Origin of the sequence: Pseudovibrio exalbescens (assembly GCF_028737195.1) — a bacterium.
Lineage (GTDB): Bacteria > Pseudomonadota > Alphaproteobacteria > Rhizobiales > Stappiaceae > Pseudovibrio > Pseudovibrio zosterae.
The window spans coordinates 426,188-440,640 of the sequence record NZ_JAQZAJ010000002.1; the positions used below are offsets into that span (position 1 = coordinate 426,188).

General features: G+C 55.7%; 13 protein-coding genes. 9 read left to right on the plus strand and 4 right to left on the minus strand.

Annotation, left to right across the window (positions count from 1 at the left end):
• The first annotated feature begins 58 nt into the window (after positions 1-58).
• From PUV47_RS07115 to pnp, 6 genes are all read left to right on the plus strand, one after another.
• Entirely contained in the window at positions 59-706 is a 648-nt protein-coding gene (locus tag PUV47_RS07115) for an RNA-binding protein (protein ID WP_274217821.1), read from the plus strand.
• Between the two features lie 7 nt (positions 707-713).
• Entirely contained in the window at positions 714-3,593 is a 2,880-nt protein-coding gene (gene infB, locus PUV47_RS07120) for a translation initiation factor IF-2 (protein WP_274217822.1), read from the plus strand.
• An 84-nt stretch (positions 3,594-3,677) separates the two neighbouring features.
• Positions 3,678-4,097 carry a 30S ribosome-binding factor RbfA gene (gene rbfA / locus PUV47_RS07125; RefSeq protein WP_274217823.1) on the plus strand — a complete coding sequence of 140 codons (420 nt, stop codon included), beginning with the start codon at positions 3,678-3,680 and terminating at the stop codon, positions 4,095-4,097.
• A gap of 26 nt (positions 4,098-4,123) precedes the next feature.
• On the plus strand, positions 4,124-5,071 hold the full coding sequence (gene truB, locus PUV47_RS07130) for a tRNA pseudouridine(55) synthase TruB (RefSeq protein ID WP_274218301.1): 948 nt from the start codon (positions 4,124-4,126) through the stop codon (positions 5,069-5,071).
• Between the two features lie 228 nt (positions 5,072-5,299).
• A complete protein-coding gene (gene rpsO / locus PUV47_RS07135) occupies positions 5,300-5,569 on the plus strand; it encodes a 30S ribosomal protein S15 (protein WP_274217824.1) in 270 nt (89 codons plus the stop codon).
• Between the two features lie 260 nt (positions 5,570-5,829).
• Positions 5,830-7,965, plus strand: a complete 2,136-nt coding sequence (pnp, locus tag PUV47_RS07140; protein ID WP_274217825.1) for a polyribonucleotide nucleotidyltransferase — start codon at positions 5,830-5,832, stop codon at positions 7,963-7,965.
• 94 nt (positions 7,966-8,059) lie between these two features.
• Here pnp and PUV47_RS07145 read toward each other — a convergent pair whose 3' ends face one another.
• Together PUV47_RS07145 and PUV47_RS07150 are read right to left on the minus strand one after the other, a co-directional pair.
• Positions 8,060-8,398 (minus strand): hypothetical protein, encoded by a 339-nt coding sequence (locus tag PUV47_RS07145; protein WP_274217826.1) that lies wholly within the window; start codon positions 8,396-8,398, stop codon positions 8,060-8,062.
• Between the two features lie 111 nt (positions 8,399-8,509).
• Complete coding sequence (locus tag PUV47_RS07150; protein ID WP_274217827.1) at positions 8,510-9,391, minus strand: DMT family transporter; 882 nt, start codon at positions 9,389-9,391, stop codon at positions 8,510-8,512.
• Positions 9,392-9,632: 241 nt separating this feature from the next.
• Between PUV47_RS07150 and dapB the strand changes: the two genes are divergently transcribed.
• Entirely contained in the window at positions 9,633-10,448 is an 816-nt protein-coding gene (dapB, locus tag PUV47_RS07155; protein ID WP_274217828.1) for a 4-hydroxy-tetrahydrodipicolinate reductase, read from the plus strand.
• A 116-nt stretch (positions 10,449-10,564) separates the two neighbouring features.
• Positions 10,565-11,185, plus strand: coding sequence for a 2,3-bisphosphoglycerate-dependent phosphoglycerate mutase (locus PUV47_RS07160; protein ID WP_274217829.1), 621 nt, complete (start codon positions 10,565-10,567; stop codon positions 11,183-11,185).
• 77 nt (positions 11,186-11,262) lie between these two features.
• Here the strand turns inward: PUV47_RS07160 and PUV47_RS07165 are convergent, their stop codons facing one another.
• Together PUV47_RS07165 and PUV47_RS07170 are read right to left on the minus strand one after the other, a co-directional pair.
• The gene (locus tag PUV47_RS07165) at positions 11,263-12,267 is read right to left on the minus strand and encodes an adenosine kinase (protein WP_274217830.1); all 1,005 of its coding nucleotides are present in this window, start codon (positions 12,265-12,267) and stop codon (positions 11,263-11,265) included.
• 63 nt (positions 12,268-12,330) lie between these two features.
• Positions 12,331-13,221 carry a prephenate dehydratase gene (locus tag PUV47_RS07170; RefSeq protein WP_274217831.1) on the minus strand — a complete coding sequence of 297 codons (891 nt, stop codon included), beginning with the start codon at positions 13,219-13,221 and terminating at the stop codon, positions 12,331-12,333.
• 511 nt (positions 13,222-13,732) lie between these two features.
• Between PUV47_RS07170 and PUV47_RS07175 the strand changes: the two genes are divergently transcribed.
• Positions 13,733-14,275 (plus strand): c-type cytochrome, encoded by a 543-nt coding sequence (locus PUV47_RS07175; RefSeq protein WP_274217832.1) that lies wholly within the window; start codon positions 13,733-13,735, stop codon positions 14,273-14,275.
• Positions 14,276-14,453 lie beyond the last annotated feature (178 nt).

Consider the following 14,453-nt stretch of genomic DNA (forward strand, 5'->3'; position numbering starts at 1 on the left):
CGTTTGAGTGCGCAGTTTTGCGTCACTGAGCTGAGGCAAAGAATTAGGTAAGGTGTAAGTGGCGAAGAAAAATGAACCGACCGAACGGAGCTGTGCGGTAACCCGCGATGTGCTCCCGGTAGATGATCTTCTTCGCTTCGTACTGGCGCCTGATAACACTGTTGTTGTTGATGTAAAAGGAACACTTCCGGGCAGGGGAGTGTGGGTCACGGCGACGCGTGAGAAGGTCGAAGAAGCGATAAAGAAACGCGTCTTCGCCCGGGGCTTTAAGGAGCAGGTTACCGCCGAAGAAGGTTTGGCCGACCAAGTCGAGAAGGTTTTGGAACAGAAAGCTCTAGGCGCTCTGTCTATCAGTCGAAAGGCAGGTGAATTGGTCACCGGCTTTACCAAGACTGAGAGCGCATTGAGATCCGGCGGTGTGCTGGCTCTGCTCCATGCCACAGATGCTTCGGATGATGGCGTTAAGAAACTGGCTGCCATCGCCGCTTCGATGAATACTAACGGCGGAACACGTGCGGTGCTTCGCCTGTTTACCTCGGCGCAAATGAATTTGGCATTGGGCCGGGACAACGTGATACATGCTGCATTGCTGGCCGGTCAGGCTGGTCGGAATTGCCTAAACCAGGCGCAGAGACTTGCGCGGTTCAGGGGCACTTCCAACCAATCTGATGTAGCTGGTTCAAAGGGTGCAGTAGCGCAGGACTGAAGGCAATATGAGCGATACCAAAAACACTGACGACAAACAGGGCACCGGCGAGCGTAAGACGCTTGGCCTCAAGCGAGGCGGCGTTGAAAAAGGCACTGTAAAGCAGAGCTTTTCGCACGGCCGCTCTAAGGCTGTCGTCGTGGAAAAGAAGAAGCGCCGCGTTGTGGTGCCGGGCCAAGAGGGCTCAGCCAGCACGGCTTCTTCATCCGCGCCGTCTGCACCAAAACAACAAGAAACCCGTCCGCAAGAAGCTCGTCGTGGTGCTGGTGAAGGTCAGCGACGCGGTGACGGCGGACGCAGTGGCAATAACCGCAACAACAACAACCAACGTGGTGGTCAGCGTCGTGGCAACGGCGGTGGACAAGGCGGTGGTGCCGGTGCACAGCGGACCCTGACCAAGGGCGAAGCAGATGCACGTCTGGCCGCGCTGCGCGAAGCACAGCTGCGTGAGGTTGAAGACAAGAAGCGCCGCGCTGAGCAGGAGCGTCAGCGGATTCTGGCAGCTGAGCAAGCCAAGAAGGAAGCTGAAGAACGCGCAAAGCGTGAAGCTGAAGAAGCCGCTGCACGCGCCAAGGCTGAAGAAGAGGCCAAGGCAGCAGCGCTCGCTCGCGCAAACGAAGAGCCAGTAGCCAAGCAGGACGCAAAGCCAGCCAGCAAGCCGGAAGGCGCAGCGAAGAAGCCTGCACCGCAGACACGTGAAGGTCGTCCTGCGCGTGATGACCGTCCACGCGAAACCCGTCCAACCCGCACCATGCGCGATGGCAAGCCGCCTCGTCTCGATGGTCCGCGTCCAGGCGCACGCAAGCCGGGTGAAGGCACCAAGCCGGGTGAGAACAAGCGTCCAGCAGGTGGTCGCGGTCCTCAGGCTCCAGCTCCATCACCGGCTGATCTTGAAGCCTTGGAAGGCGCCAAGAAGACACTCAAGCCTGTTGTAAAGAGCCCAGTGAAAAAGGCTCCTGCTCCGAGCAAGCCTGCCCGTGGCGGAGATGAACGTCGTCGGTCCAAGCTTACCATCACGCGTGCTACGGGTGATGACGAGGGTCGCAGCCGTTCATTGGCCTCCATGCGCCGCCGTCGCGAGAAGGAAAAGCGTCAGGGCAACCAGCAGCAGGTGGCTCGCGAAAAGGTGAGCCGCGAAGTGACATTGCCTGAAGCCATTACCATTCAGGACCTGGCGAACCGTATGTCGGAACGCGCTGTTGATGTCATCAAACTGCTGATGAAGCAGGGCCAGATGCTGAAGATCAACGATGTGATCGATGCAGATACCGCTGAACTGATCGCGGAAGAGCTGGGCCACACCGTTAAGCGCGTGTCCGAAGCGGATGTTGAAGAGGGTCTGTTCACACTCGACGACAAGGTTGAAGACCTTCAGGCGCGTCCACCGGTAGTGACCATCATGGGTCACGTTGACCATGGTAAGACCTCTCTGCTTGATGCCCTGCGTGAAGCAAATGTTGTATCCGGCGAAGCTGGTGGCATTACGCAGCACATCGGCGCATATCAGGTGGAGCAGAACGGCCAAAAGGTTACCTTCATCGATACCCCAGGCCACGCAGCGTTTACCGCAATGCGTGCCCGCGGTGCCAAGTCAACTGACGTTGTGATCCTTGTGGTTGCAGCAGACGACGGTGTGATGCCGCAGACGAAGGAAGCTATTCAGCACGCCAAGGCGGCTGACGTGCCGATCATCGTTGCGATCAACAAGATCGATAAGCCAGATGCTGATCCGAACCGGGTCCGTAACGATCTTCTGCGTGAAGAAATCGTCGTGGAGTCCATGGGCGGTGACGTGATTGATGTCGAGGTCTCTGCGAAGCAGCGGATGAACCTGGACAAGCTGATCGAAATGATCCTGCTTCAGGCAGAAGTGCTTGAGTTGAAGGCAAACCCTGAGCGCGCCGCTGAAGGTACTGTGATCGAAGCCAAGCTCGACAAGGGCCGTGGTCCGGTTGCGACCGTTCTGGTTCAGAAGGGTACTCTGCGTGTAGGTGACATTCTGATCGCAGGCACTGAATGGGGCCGCGTCCGCGCAATGCTTGACGAAAACGGCAAGCAGGTTGATGTGGCTGGTCCATCCAAGCCCGTTGAGATCCTTGGCTTCCAGTCAACGCCAGCTGCTGGTGATATGGTTGCCGTGGTCGAAAACGAAGCACGTGCTCGTGAGATCTCGGATTATCGTCAGCGTCAGAAGCGCGATAAGATGGCTGCTCGCATCGCAGGTTCACGCGGATCTCTGGAAGCCATGATGAAGGGCCTTCAGGAAGATGGCCGCAAGGACTTCGCCGTTGTCGTCAAGGCAGACGTGCAAGGTTCTGCGGAAGCGATCCAGGCATCTTTGGAAGAACTTGGCAACGACGAAGTTGGCTGCCGCGTGATTGCAGCGGGTGTCGGTGGGATCACCGAAAGCGACATTACGCTCGCGATGGCGTCCAAGGCACCGATCATGGCGTTTAACGTTCGTGCAAACAAGCAGGCGCAGGAAGCTGCCCGTCGCGAAGGCATTGAGATCCGCTACTACAGCGTGATCTACGATCTGATCGACGACGTGAAGGCAACCATGTCTGGCATGCTGGCACCAGAGCGCCGCGAGACTTTCCTTGGTTACGCGGAGATCAAAGAGGTCTTCAACATCACCAAGATTGGCCGTGTGGCTGGTTGTCTCGTCACCGAAGGTGTCGTGCAGCGTGGCGCACAGGTTCGTCTGCTCCGCGACAACGTTGTGGTGCACGAAGGCGAATTGGGTACGCTCAAGCGCTTCAAGGACGAGGTCAAGGAAGTGGAATCCGGCGTCGAATGCGGCATGAACTTTACAAACTACAAAGACATGCGCGTTGGCGATGTGATCGAGTGCTTCCAGGTTGAAGAGATCGCTCGCTCGCTCTAAAGCCTCGCTTCGATTTGAGAAAAATCCATTACACGCCGGCGGGGCCTTGCTCCTCGCCGGCGTCTTACACTGAGAAGTACAAAAATGGCAAAAGCACGCGATGAGTTTGCAGGTCAGCCGTCACAGCGCCAGCTGCGCGTTGGCGAGCTTATCCGCAAAGAACTCAGTGACATTCTTTCCCGTGGCCGACTGAGCGATCCCGATCTAGACGGTGTAATCTTGACGATCCCTGAAGTGCGAATGACGCCGGATTTGCGTTGGGCTACAGTGCTGGCCATGCCGCTGGGTGGTCAGAACACGGAAAACGTCATTGAAGCGCTGAACCGCAGCGCAAAGTATTTCCGCGGTCAGGTGGCCCGCCGTGTCACCATGAAGCACATGCCGGAACTGCGCTTTGTCGCGGATACACGGTTTGATGATGACGATCGCATTACGCGTCTGCTTCAGGACCCGCTGGTAAAGCGCGACCTTGAACGCGATGATGACGCCGACACCAACGAATAATCAAAATAACAAAGAGCTGAATGAGTATGGCGCGGCAGCAGCAGCGACGCAGAAAACGTTATCCAGTCAACGGTTGGCTGGTTCTTGATAAGCCTTTGAACCTGACCAGCAACGAAGCTCTTGGCAAGTTGAAGCGCATCTTCCATCCGGAAAAGGTGGGGCACGCAGGGACGCTGGATCCTCTTGCCTCTGGCTGTTTGCCTATTGCCTTTGGCGAGGCAACTAAGACCGTTCCGTATGTCATGGACGGCCGCAAGGTATACCGTTTTGAAGTTACTTGGGGCATTCAGACCACAACGGATGATGCGGAAGGCGAGACTGTAAAGACTTCCGATGTGCGGCCTGATGCGGCGGCAATCGGCGCTGTCCTGCCGGAATTCCGCGGCACGATTCAACAGGTGCCGCCAATCTTCTCCGCCATCAAGGTGGATGGAAACCGCGCATATGACCTTGCCCGCGACGGCGAGGATGTTCAGCTTGAAGCCCGTCCGATTGATGTGCACCGCCTCGATTTGGTTGAATGCATTGATGAAAACCGTGCCGTATTTGAAGCGGAGTGCGGCAAGGGAACCTATGTGCGTGCATTGGCTCGTGACATCGGCGAGCGCCTTGGGACATGCGGGTACGTGACCGACCTGCGCCGTCTTTTGGTGGGCCCGTTTGGTGAGCACGAGATGGTGGACTTCGACGAGCTCGCGGCGATTGCTGAAGAGGCGGAGAGTGAAAACCCACTTGAGAACCCCGAGCTGATGGAGTGCCTGTTGCCTGTTGAGGCAGGTTTGGCGCAACTGACTGGGGTGGTGGTGAGCGCTGATGCAGCAGCACGGCTCAAACGCGGCATGTCAATTATCTTGCGCGGCGCTTCAGCACCCATTGGGCCTGAAGAGGTTTATGTCACCTCCGGTGGAACCCTGATTGCGTTCGGGGAAGTCGCGAAAGGTGAGTTCAAGCCCAAGCGCGTCTTCAATCTCTAAGGCTTTTGAGCATTTCAGATTCCTCTGGCATTTCGGATGGTTTTCCTCCATAGTCCCGCCGCTGGGTGAGGAGAACTTGCCCGGTCGTTTTGTGCCAACTAGACCATGCTGGACGACATCTCGGCATGGCCAACGGTTGGGCAAGGCCTCGCGATAGAGGCAAAGCCACGCCAGTGGCTGTCAAAAACACAGCCCTTAATTCAGGGGCGAAACAAAAAGGAAAAGACGATGTCGATTACTCCTGAGCTCAAAGCTGAGCTGATCAAGGAATACGCCACTAAAGAAGGCGACACCGGTTCCCCAGAAGTACAGGTTGCGATCCTGACGCACCGCATCACGGCTCTGACCGAGCACTTCAAGGACCACAAGAAGGATAACCACTCCCGTCGTGGTCTTCTCAAGATGGTTAGCCAGCGTCGTAAGCTGCTTGACTACGTGAAGGCTAAGGACGAAGCACGCTATCAGTCTCTGATCCAGCGTCTGGGTATCCGCCGCTAAAGTGGCAATGGAAAGCGCGGCGGCACTACTTCCGCCGCGTTTTCGTTTAAACAGGATGGTGGTACGGGGCAGGATTGCCGGTGTCTTTTGATTTGAAAGATACTCGTCGTCTTGCCTGTGATTAATCACCCTCTCCTGCAATGGAAAGGATGGTTGCGGCTTGAAACCCAAAAGCTGCAATCGTCACGGCAATAAAGTGACGGTTCCGTATTTGGCCCAACCGTGGGCCTGCCGAACGGAACGAACGTTAGGATATGAATATGTTTGATATACATCGCGTGGAAGTCGATTGGGGCGGACGCCCTCTCATCCTCGAAACTGGTAAAGTAGCTCGTCAGGCCGATGGCGCCGTGATGGCGACCTATGGTGAAACCAAGGTTTTGGCAACGATCGTTGCTGCGAAGGAACCTAAGCCAGGTCAGGATTTCTTCCCGCTTACCGTGAACTATCAGGAAAAGGCATACGCTGCTGGCCGCATCCCAGGTGGCTACTTCAAGCGCGAAGGCCGTCCTTCTGAGCACGAAACTCTGACATCCCGTCTGATCGACCGTCCAATCCGTCCACTGTTCGTGGATGGCTTCAAGTGTGACACTCAGGTCATCATCACCGTTCTCAGCCACGACCTTGAGAACCAGCCAGACATCTTGGCAATGGTTGCAGCTTCTGCAGCTCTGACCATCTCTGGCGTTCCATTCATGGGCCCAATCGGCGGTGCACGCGTTGCGTACATCAACGAAGAGTACGTTCTGAACCCAACCGTTGACCAGATGGAAGAAACCGCTCTGGACCTCATCGTTGCAGGTACTTCAGACGCGGTTCTGATGGTTGAATCTGAAGCACAAGAGCTCTCTGAAGAAGTGATGCTCGGCGCAGTGATGTTCGGTCAGCAGGGCTTCCAGCCGGTTATTGATGCAATCATCAAGCTGGCTGAAAAAGCTGCGAAGGAACCACGTGAAGTGGTTGTTCCGGACCATTCAGATCTGTTTGCCAAGATCAAGGAAATCGCTGCAGACGACCTTGGTGCCGCTTACTCCATCACGCAGAAGACCGAGCGCAAGAACGCTATTGATGCTGCAAAGGCTAAAGTTGTTGCAGCTCTCATCACTGATGCTGAAGATGCACCAGAAGCCGTTGTTGTAGGCGATCTCTTCAAGAAGCTGGAAGCTGAAATCGTACGTGGACGTATTCTGGACACTGGCAGCCGTATCGACGGCCGTGACCTGTCTACTGTTCGTCCGATCATGTCTGAAGTTGGCATCCTGCCACGCGCACACGGCTCCTCACTGTTCACCCGCGGTGAAACACAGGGCCTCGTTGTCGCAACGCTGGGTACTGGCGAAGACGAGCAGTTCGTTGACTATCTGGAAGGCACCAAGAAGGCTACTTTCTTGCTGCACTACAACTTCCCTCCATACTCCGTTGGTGAGACCGGTCGTATCGGTTCTCCAGGTCGCCGCGAAATCGGTCACGGCAAGCTCGCTTGGCGCGCTGTAAACCCGATGCTGCCTGCACACCACGATTTCCCATACACCCTGCGTGTTGTCTCTGAAATCACCGAGTCCAACGGTTCCTCTTCCATGGCAACCGTTTGTGGTACCTCTTTGTCCCTTATGGACGCTGGTGTGCCCCTGAAGGCGCCTGTTGCTGGTATCGCGATGGGTCTCATCAAGGAAGGCGATCGCTTCGCAGTGCTCTCCGACATCCTTGGTGATGAAGACCACCTCGGCGACATGGACTTCAAGGTAGCCGGTTCTGAGAACGGTGTTACCGCGCTGCAGATGGACATCAAGATCGACGGTATTACCGAAGAGATCATGAAGGTTGCTCTGGAGCAGGCAAAGGGTGGTCGTATCCACATCCTCGGCGAAATGTCCAAGGCAATCACCGAGGCCCGTGCGGAGCTTGGTGAGCATGCACCACGCATCGAAGTGATCAAGATCCCTGTCGACAAGATCCGTGAAGTGATCGGCTCCGGCGGCAAGGTGATCCGTGAGATCGTCGAAAAGACCGGCGCTAAGATCAACATCGAAGACGATGGCACCGTCAAGGTTGCGTCCGCAGACGGTAAGGCCATCAAGGCCGCGCTGAACTGGATCAACTCCATCGCTGCTGAGCCTGAAGTCGGTGTGATCTACGAAGGTACTGTTGTGAAGTGCGTTGACTTCGGCGCATTCGTCAACTTCTTCGGCGCACGTGATGGTCTGGTTCACATTTCCCAGCTTGCACCAAAGAAGGTCGCCAAGGTCACAGACGTGATCAAGGAAGGCGACAAGGTTTGGGTCAAGCTCATGGGCTTCGACGAGCGCGGCAAGGTTCGTCTCTCCATGAAGGTCGTAGACCAGGAGACCGGTAAGGAAATCGCAAAGGATGAGGAAAAGGCTGAAAAGTCTGAGTAATCTTCTTTTGAGATCGTGAATGAAAAGGTCGGCCTCCGGGTCGGCCTTTTTTGTTTTGCTGGCTTACTTCAGGGCTGAGGGCGTCAACTTCTGTTTAGTTGATGAGGTTCAGCGGGTTTTCATCGTTGTTGTTTGTGCTGTCGCTGGCCTCTACAAGAATGCTCACGCCCATGCGGCCAAACGAATAGAGCACACCGGGCGAACCAATATTCCATGTGCCGTCTCCTGCGTTGTACTTGAGAAAAACAAGGCCTCTGGGTACTTGCAAAACAATTTGAGTGTCTTGGGTGTAATCATAATCGAGCAGCTTGAATGATGAGCCATGTTGAATGGGGAAGGAGGCCACTGGCATAACAGACGGCTTCTGAAAGCCCACCTGCCACGTTTCCGGCTGGTCGGTCTCACATAAAAAGGAGAGGTCGTACTTTGCCATTGAGGTCTCACAATCGCCTTGGGACGTTGTCTCGTTGACGCGTTCCAGACGAAACTGTGAGAGGCCTGCAACGGGGGCAAAGGCCCCCAAAGCTGCCGTTTCAATGAATGCCTACAATGCTGCAGGCTTGCTTGGCACGAGGGCGCGGCGACCATTTACCAGAATATAGATGCCGCTCAACACGATAATGCTGGAGCCAAGAAGCATCATGAGGTCTGGCGTTTCGCCAAAGATGGCAAACCCAAACCCAAGTGCAAACAATAGCCGGGAATAGCGAAACGGCGTTACAACGGAAACCTCACCAGTCCGCATCGCCACGGTGAGGGCGTAGTAGGCGCCGATGCCGATTACAGTGGCGCCTGAGATGGCAAACCAACTAAAGGCATCAGGCCAGACGAAGCCGCTCGTGGCAGCCGCATAAACGCCTCCGGTCGGCACGAGGACCGCGAAGCCGTAGACACCTAGCTGCATGTTGGAAAGCGCTGGCGGAGCTGCTCTCGTCGCTAAATCGCGCCCCGCAAAGCCCAGCATTCCGAGAACAGCCAAAATAGATGTCAGCTGAAAGGCTTCGGGTGTAGGCTTGATGACCAGAAGCACACCAATAAAACCGATGAGAATGGCAATCCAGCGCTGCCAGCCTACGCGCTCGCCCATGAACACGGCCGCCCCCAGTGTTACCGCAAGAGGTGTTGCCTGCAAAATCGCCGAAGTGCTGGAGAGCGTGCTGAGCGCCAGAGACAAAATGAAGAACAGCCGGCCGGAGATCTCGAACACGGCACGCATGGCCAGCGTTTTGTTCATGGCCTGCGGTACAAGGGCCCGTTCGCCTCTACGCCAGGTGAGCAACAGAAAGCCCACCATGCCACCAAGGCCAAACAGCATCAGGATCTGTCCGACAGGTACGCCGTCTGCAGCCAGTTTCACGAACATATCTTCAACGGCAAAGCCAAGCATGGCGAGCACCATCCAGGCGCTGCCCCTAATGTTTTCCATGGTTAGACGAGCCTCAATACGCGGAAGGTGGGAGAGAACCGAACAGAGGTTTGGTGGCTTAATAAGAGGGAGCCTAAGCCGGTTCTCCTAAGGGGTCTACGTATATTTATGGAGGAGTTGTTGAGCCAACATCATTTGACGCTTCCGTAAGCAGGCCAAATTGCGAATAGCTTCAGTCCCTGCTATATGCTTCTACACCTTTAGTAGAAACAAAGGCGCAGACAAACCTCGGGGGACGGCGATGAGTGAGATGCGACTGGTTGTTGTTGGGGCGGCGGGACGAATGGGCCGCACCTTGATTCGCACCGCAACAGAGATGGACGGGGTCGTTGTCACTGGCGCCATTGAGCGGGAGAGCTCGGAGTTTCTTGGCCATGATGCTGGTGAGTTGGCAGGCTGTGGTTCGCTCGGTGTGAAAGTGACTGCTGATGCGGATTCGGCATTTGCCGCTGCTGATGGCCTTCTGGACTTTACAGTGCCGGACGCGACGTTGCAGTTTGCGGCCCTTGCGGCCAAGCACAACATTGTTCACGTAATTGGCACTACAGGCATGAGTGCCGAGCAAACAGAAGCGCTAAAGAAGCATGCCTCTGCGGCACGCCTCGTCAAGTCAGGCAACATGAGCCTCGGCGTGAACCTTCTGGCAGGCCTTGTGAAGAAGGCCGCAACCGCGCTGGACGAAGATTTCGACATCGAAGTGCTTGAAATGCATCATAAACACAAGGTTGATGCGCCGTCTGGAACGGCGTTGTTGCTGGGCGAAGCAGCAGCCGAAGGCCGCGAAATTGACCTTGAAAGCCGATCAGTCCGCAGCCGTGATGGCATTACAGGCGCCCGCAATTCGGGCGATATTGGCTTTGCCACCCTGCGTGGCGGCTCGGTGGTAGGTGAACATACGGTGATGTTTGCAGGCGAAGGAGAGCGTATAGAACTCTCGCACATTGCAACGGACCGGCAAATCTTTGCCCGCGGAGCGGTGAAGGCAGCCCTTTGGGCGCTGAAGCAGCAACCGGGCCTCTACTCAATGGCTGATGTTCTCGGCCTGACCGATGAGTAGGTGAGCCGCATCCTCCTCTGCTGCGCGGCGAGGAGAGTGGTATGCAAGACGGGACTTGAGAGTGGTAATCCAAGACCGCCGCTCTCAAACATACACAAGCTCCTTAGGAGAGAAAAATGGAACGCCTTTTGGTTCTCGTCCGTCACGGACAAAGTGAGTGGAATCTGAAAAACCTGTTCACCGGCTGGAAAGACCCAGACCTGACCGAACAGGGTGTTGCGGAAGCAACAGCTGCAGGCCAGCAGCTGAAAGAGTTGAAGATGGAATTCGACCTTGCTTACACGTCCTCGCTGACCCGCGCGCAGCACACCCTAAAGCTCATTCTTGAACAGCTGGGCCAGGAAGACCTGCCAACTGAACGCGATCAGGCTCTGAACGAGCGCGATTACGGCGACCTGACCGGCATGAACAAAGACGAAGCTCGTGAGCAGTTCGGTGAAGAGCAGGTTCACATCTGGCGTCGTTCTTTCGACGTTCCTCCTCCAGGCGGTGAAAGCCTGAAGATGACTGCAGAGCGCACCCTGCCTTACTACAAGGCTGAGATCCTTCCGAAGGTTCTTGAAGGCAACCGCGTCATCGTTGCAGCGCACGGCAACTCCCTGCGCTCGCTGATCATGGAACTGGAAGGCCTGACCCCTGAGCAGATTCTTGCTCGTGAACTGGGTACCGGTAAGCCAATCATCTACCGTCTTGATGAAGACGGAAAGGTTCTCTCCGTGCAGGACCTTGCTGAGTAATTCGAGCGAATAAAAACGCTCAACAAAAAAGGCGGCTCCAAAAAGGGCCGCCTTTTCTATTGCGAACGGGTCGTTTCTCAGAGCTTAAACCCAGACTGTTCGGCAAGGCCCTTCAAGCCACGCTCCGGGCGCGCGCCAACATGGGAGATGACTTCGCCAGCGCAAAGGCAACCCAGCTCAGCGCAGCTGGCCAGATCATAATCGCGCGCAAGGCCGAACAGGAAGCCGGAGGCGAACAGATCGCCAGCACCGGTGGCGTCTGCAATGCGCTCAACTGGCGTTGCAGGCACGTGAACAGTTTCCTCACGAGAGATGGCCATCGCACCTTCGCCGCCCAATGTGAGTGCAGTCAAAGTGCAGTCTTCACGTACAGCAGCAATAGCTGTCTCAAGGTCTGCGGTCTCGTAGAGAGCCTTCAGCTCATGCTCGTTGGCAAATAGCAGATCCACCACGTTCTCTTTGATCAAAGACAGAAACTCGTTGCGGAACCGATCGACGCAGAAGCTGTCGGAAAGCGAGAGAGATACGCGACGCCCTGCATTGTGTGCGATCTTGGACGCCTCAAGGAACGCCTGCTTGGCCGCTTCCGGGTCCCACAGGTAGCCTTCCATGTAGGTGGCTGCCGCTGCACTGACCACGTCCTTGTCGATGTCAAACGGGCTCAAGGTCGTTGCTGCACCCAGATAGGTGTTCATGGTGCGCTCGCCATCCGGTGTGATCAGGATCATGGAGCGACCGGATGCCAAGTTGCCGTCTCGCAGCGGGCCGGTGCCAAAATGCACGCCAATTCCCCGCATGTCGTGACCGTAGTTATCGCCCACTTCGTCCAAAGCCACTTTGCCGATGTAGGCAGGTGCGCCGCCCAGAGACGCAATGCCAGCGGCGGTATTGCCAGCGCTGCCACCTGATATGCGTACGGTCTGACCCATCAGGTCATAAAGGCGCAGGGCCTCGTCCGTATCAATCAGGCGCATGGACCCTTTGTGCAGGTACTGTTTTACGAGGAAGTCTTCTTCCACATGAGAAAAGACATCGGTGATTGCATTGCCAATGCAAAGCGCATCGAATTTCAGTTCTGACATTCTAAGTTCCTAGTGGCGCGCATGGGTAGTGAGGCGCCCGCGTGAGCGGGCCACTCGTCAGGCTCAGACGCCGGGACTTGGGCGCAGGGCGCGGTTCTCTTCTGGTTCCCGGATCTTTTCGCGGAACGGGCTGGCGTTGTAAACCCCAACGACCTTCAGTTCTGCGGAATAGAACGCAAGTTCTTCCATGGCCAGCGTCACGTTTGGGTCATCTGGGTGGCCTTCAATATCAGCATAGAACATTGAGGCAAAGAACTGGCCCTCGAGCTGGTAGGATTCCAGCTTGGTCATGTTGACGTTGTTTGTGGCAAAGCCGCCAAGGCTCTTGTAGAGCGCCGCAGACACGTTGCGAACTCGGAAGATGAAGGTTGTGATCACCGGCTGACCGGTGTTCACCGCTTGTTTCTTGTCCTTTGAAAGGATGATGAAGCGGGTCGTGTTGTGCGCCGCGTCCTCGACGTTGCGTGCCAGAATGTCGAGACCATAAACTTCGGCTGCCAGCTCTGGTGCCAGCGCTCCCCAGGTGGGGTCGTTGCGTTCTGCCACCTGACGGGCAGAGCCGGCGGTATCTGCGCCAACAATCGAGGTCATGCCGTTGGCACGAATGATCTTCCGGCACTGCCCAAGAGCCATAACGTGGCTTTGAACGTGGGTCAGATTCTCCAACTTGGCGCCGGGTATGCCCATGAGCTGAAAGCGGATCGGCATGAAGTATTCACCGATGATGCTCAGTTCTGTGGTTGGCAGGAGGTGGTGAATATCCGCAACGCGCCCGGCGACCGAGTTCTCGATCGGGATCATGGCCAGTTCGGCCTCTCCGCTATCAACAGCATGAAAGCAGTCTTCAAATGTCGGGCAAGGAATGGCTTGAAAATCGGGATAAACGCTGTTGCAGGCCATGTGAGAGTTCGCTCCCACTTCTCCTTGAAATACGATTTTTCGCTGTTCAGACATTTTAAGACTCACTAGATGAGGTGGAGATTTCCTTTCTCTTTAAAGCCTCTAGTGGCAAAAGCGAACCAGTTTTCTCGCCAAACGCTTCGTTTGCTAAGCATGTTGCTTGCGTAGCGATGACAAATGCGCGCCAACTTCTGGGGAAACCTGTGTAAAATTACTGTGTCAAATCCGCGCAGAGTGCGCGTGCCCCGCTGTGACGGTGCGGCGCGCGCCAGAAGGTCTGCTGCCAGCTTGGGAAGTCAAGGAGCCCTTGCTGTAACAACTATTTAAAATCATTATAAGATCTGCAGGCATTGAAGTGGAGATGGCGCAGGCCCTTTACAGCACCCGCGCTTGGCCGTTTTACCGAGGCGATCTCACCGAAAGTGCTAGGAAAAACACTCATAACTCTATGGACAAAACGCTGAATTTGACTGTAGTTTCCAGCAAATTCTAAATCGCCAGACCATTGTTCGGCTTCCGGGGGAGGTCGTAGCGGTCGTAGCCAAAACTATCGGAGCATATCGGGATGGATTCGTTTGAACTGAACAAGATTGCGGGCGCAATTTTGTTCGCCTTGGTCGCTATCATGGGCTTTGGGGTACTTTCCGACATCATTTTCGCGTCACACGAGCCGGAAGTGCGCGGATACCAGATCGCTGTGGCAACTTCAGAAGGTGATGGTGTTGCAGCGGCAGCTCCGGAAGTAGAGCCGATCGAAGTGCGTCTCGCCTCTGCTTCCGTGGACGACGGTGCAAAGCAGTTCAGAAAGTGCGCAGCTTGCCATACCGTAGAGCAAGGTGGGGCGAACAAGGTAGGTCCAGCACTTTGGGGCGTGGTTGGCCGAGCGCCAGCGACCCATGAGGGCTTCTCTTATTCCTCCGCGATGCAAGAATATGCCCAGACCCATGATGCTTGGACTTTCGAGCAGCTCGATCACTTCATCGAGAAGCCGAAGGATCATGTTCCAGGTACATCCATGGGCTTTGCTGGTCTGCGCAAGCCGCAAGACCGCGCAGCTCTGATCGCCTACTTGAATTCGCTCTCTGACAACCCGGTTCCAGTGCAATAACCAGGCTTCAGAAAGCAAAAAGATGAATTGAAGGCCGGGTTCGCCCGGCCTTTTTTCATGTATATCTGGCGCTCTGCCAGCTCGAGGCCGTGCAATCAGATAACCCTAAATCTTGAGTGTTCCCGTTAAATTTCGTTCATGTGATGGAAATTCCATTGTTTTGAAAGGGATTGAGCGC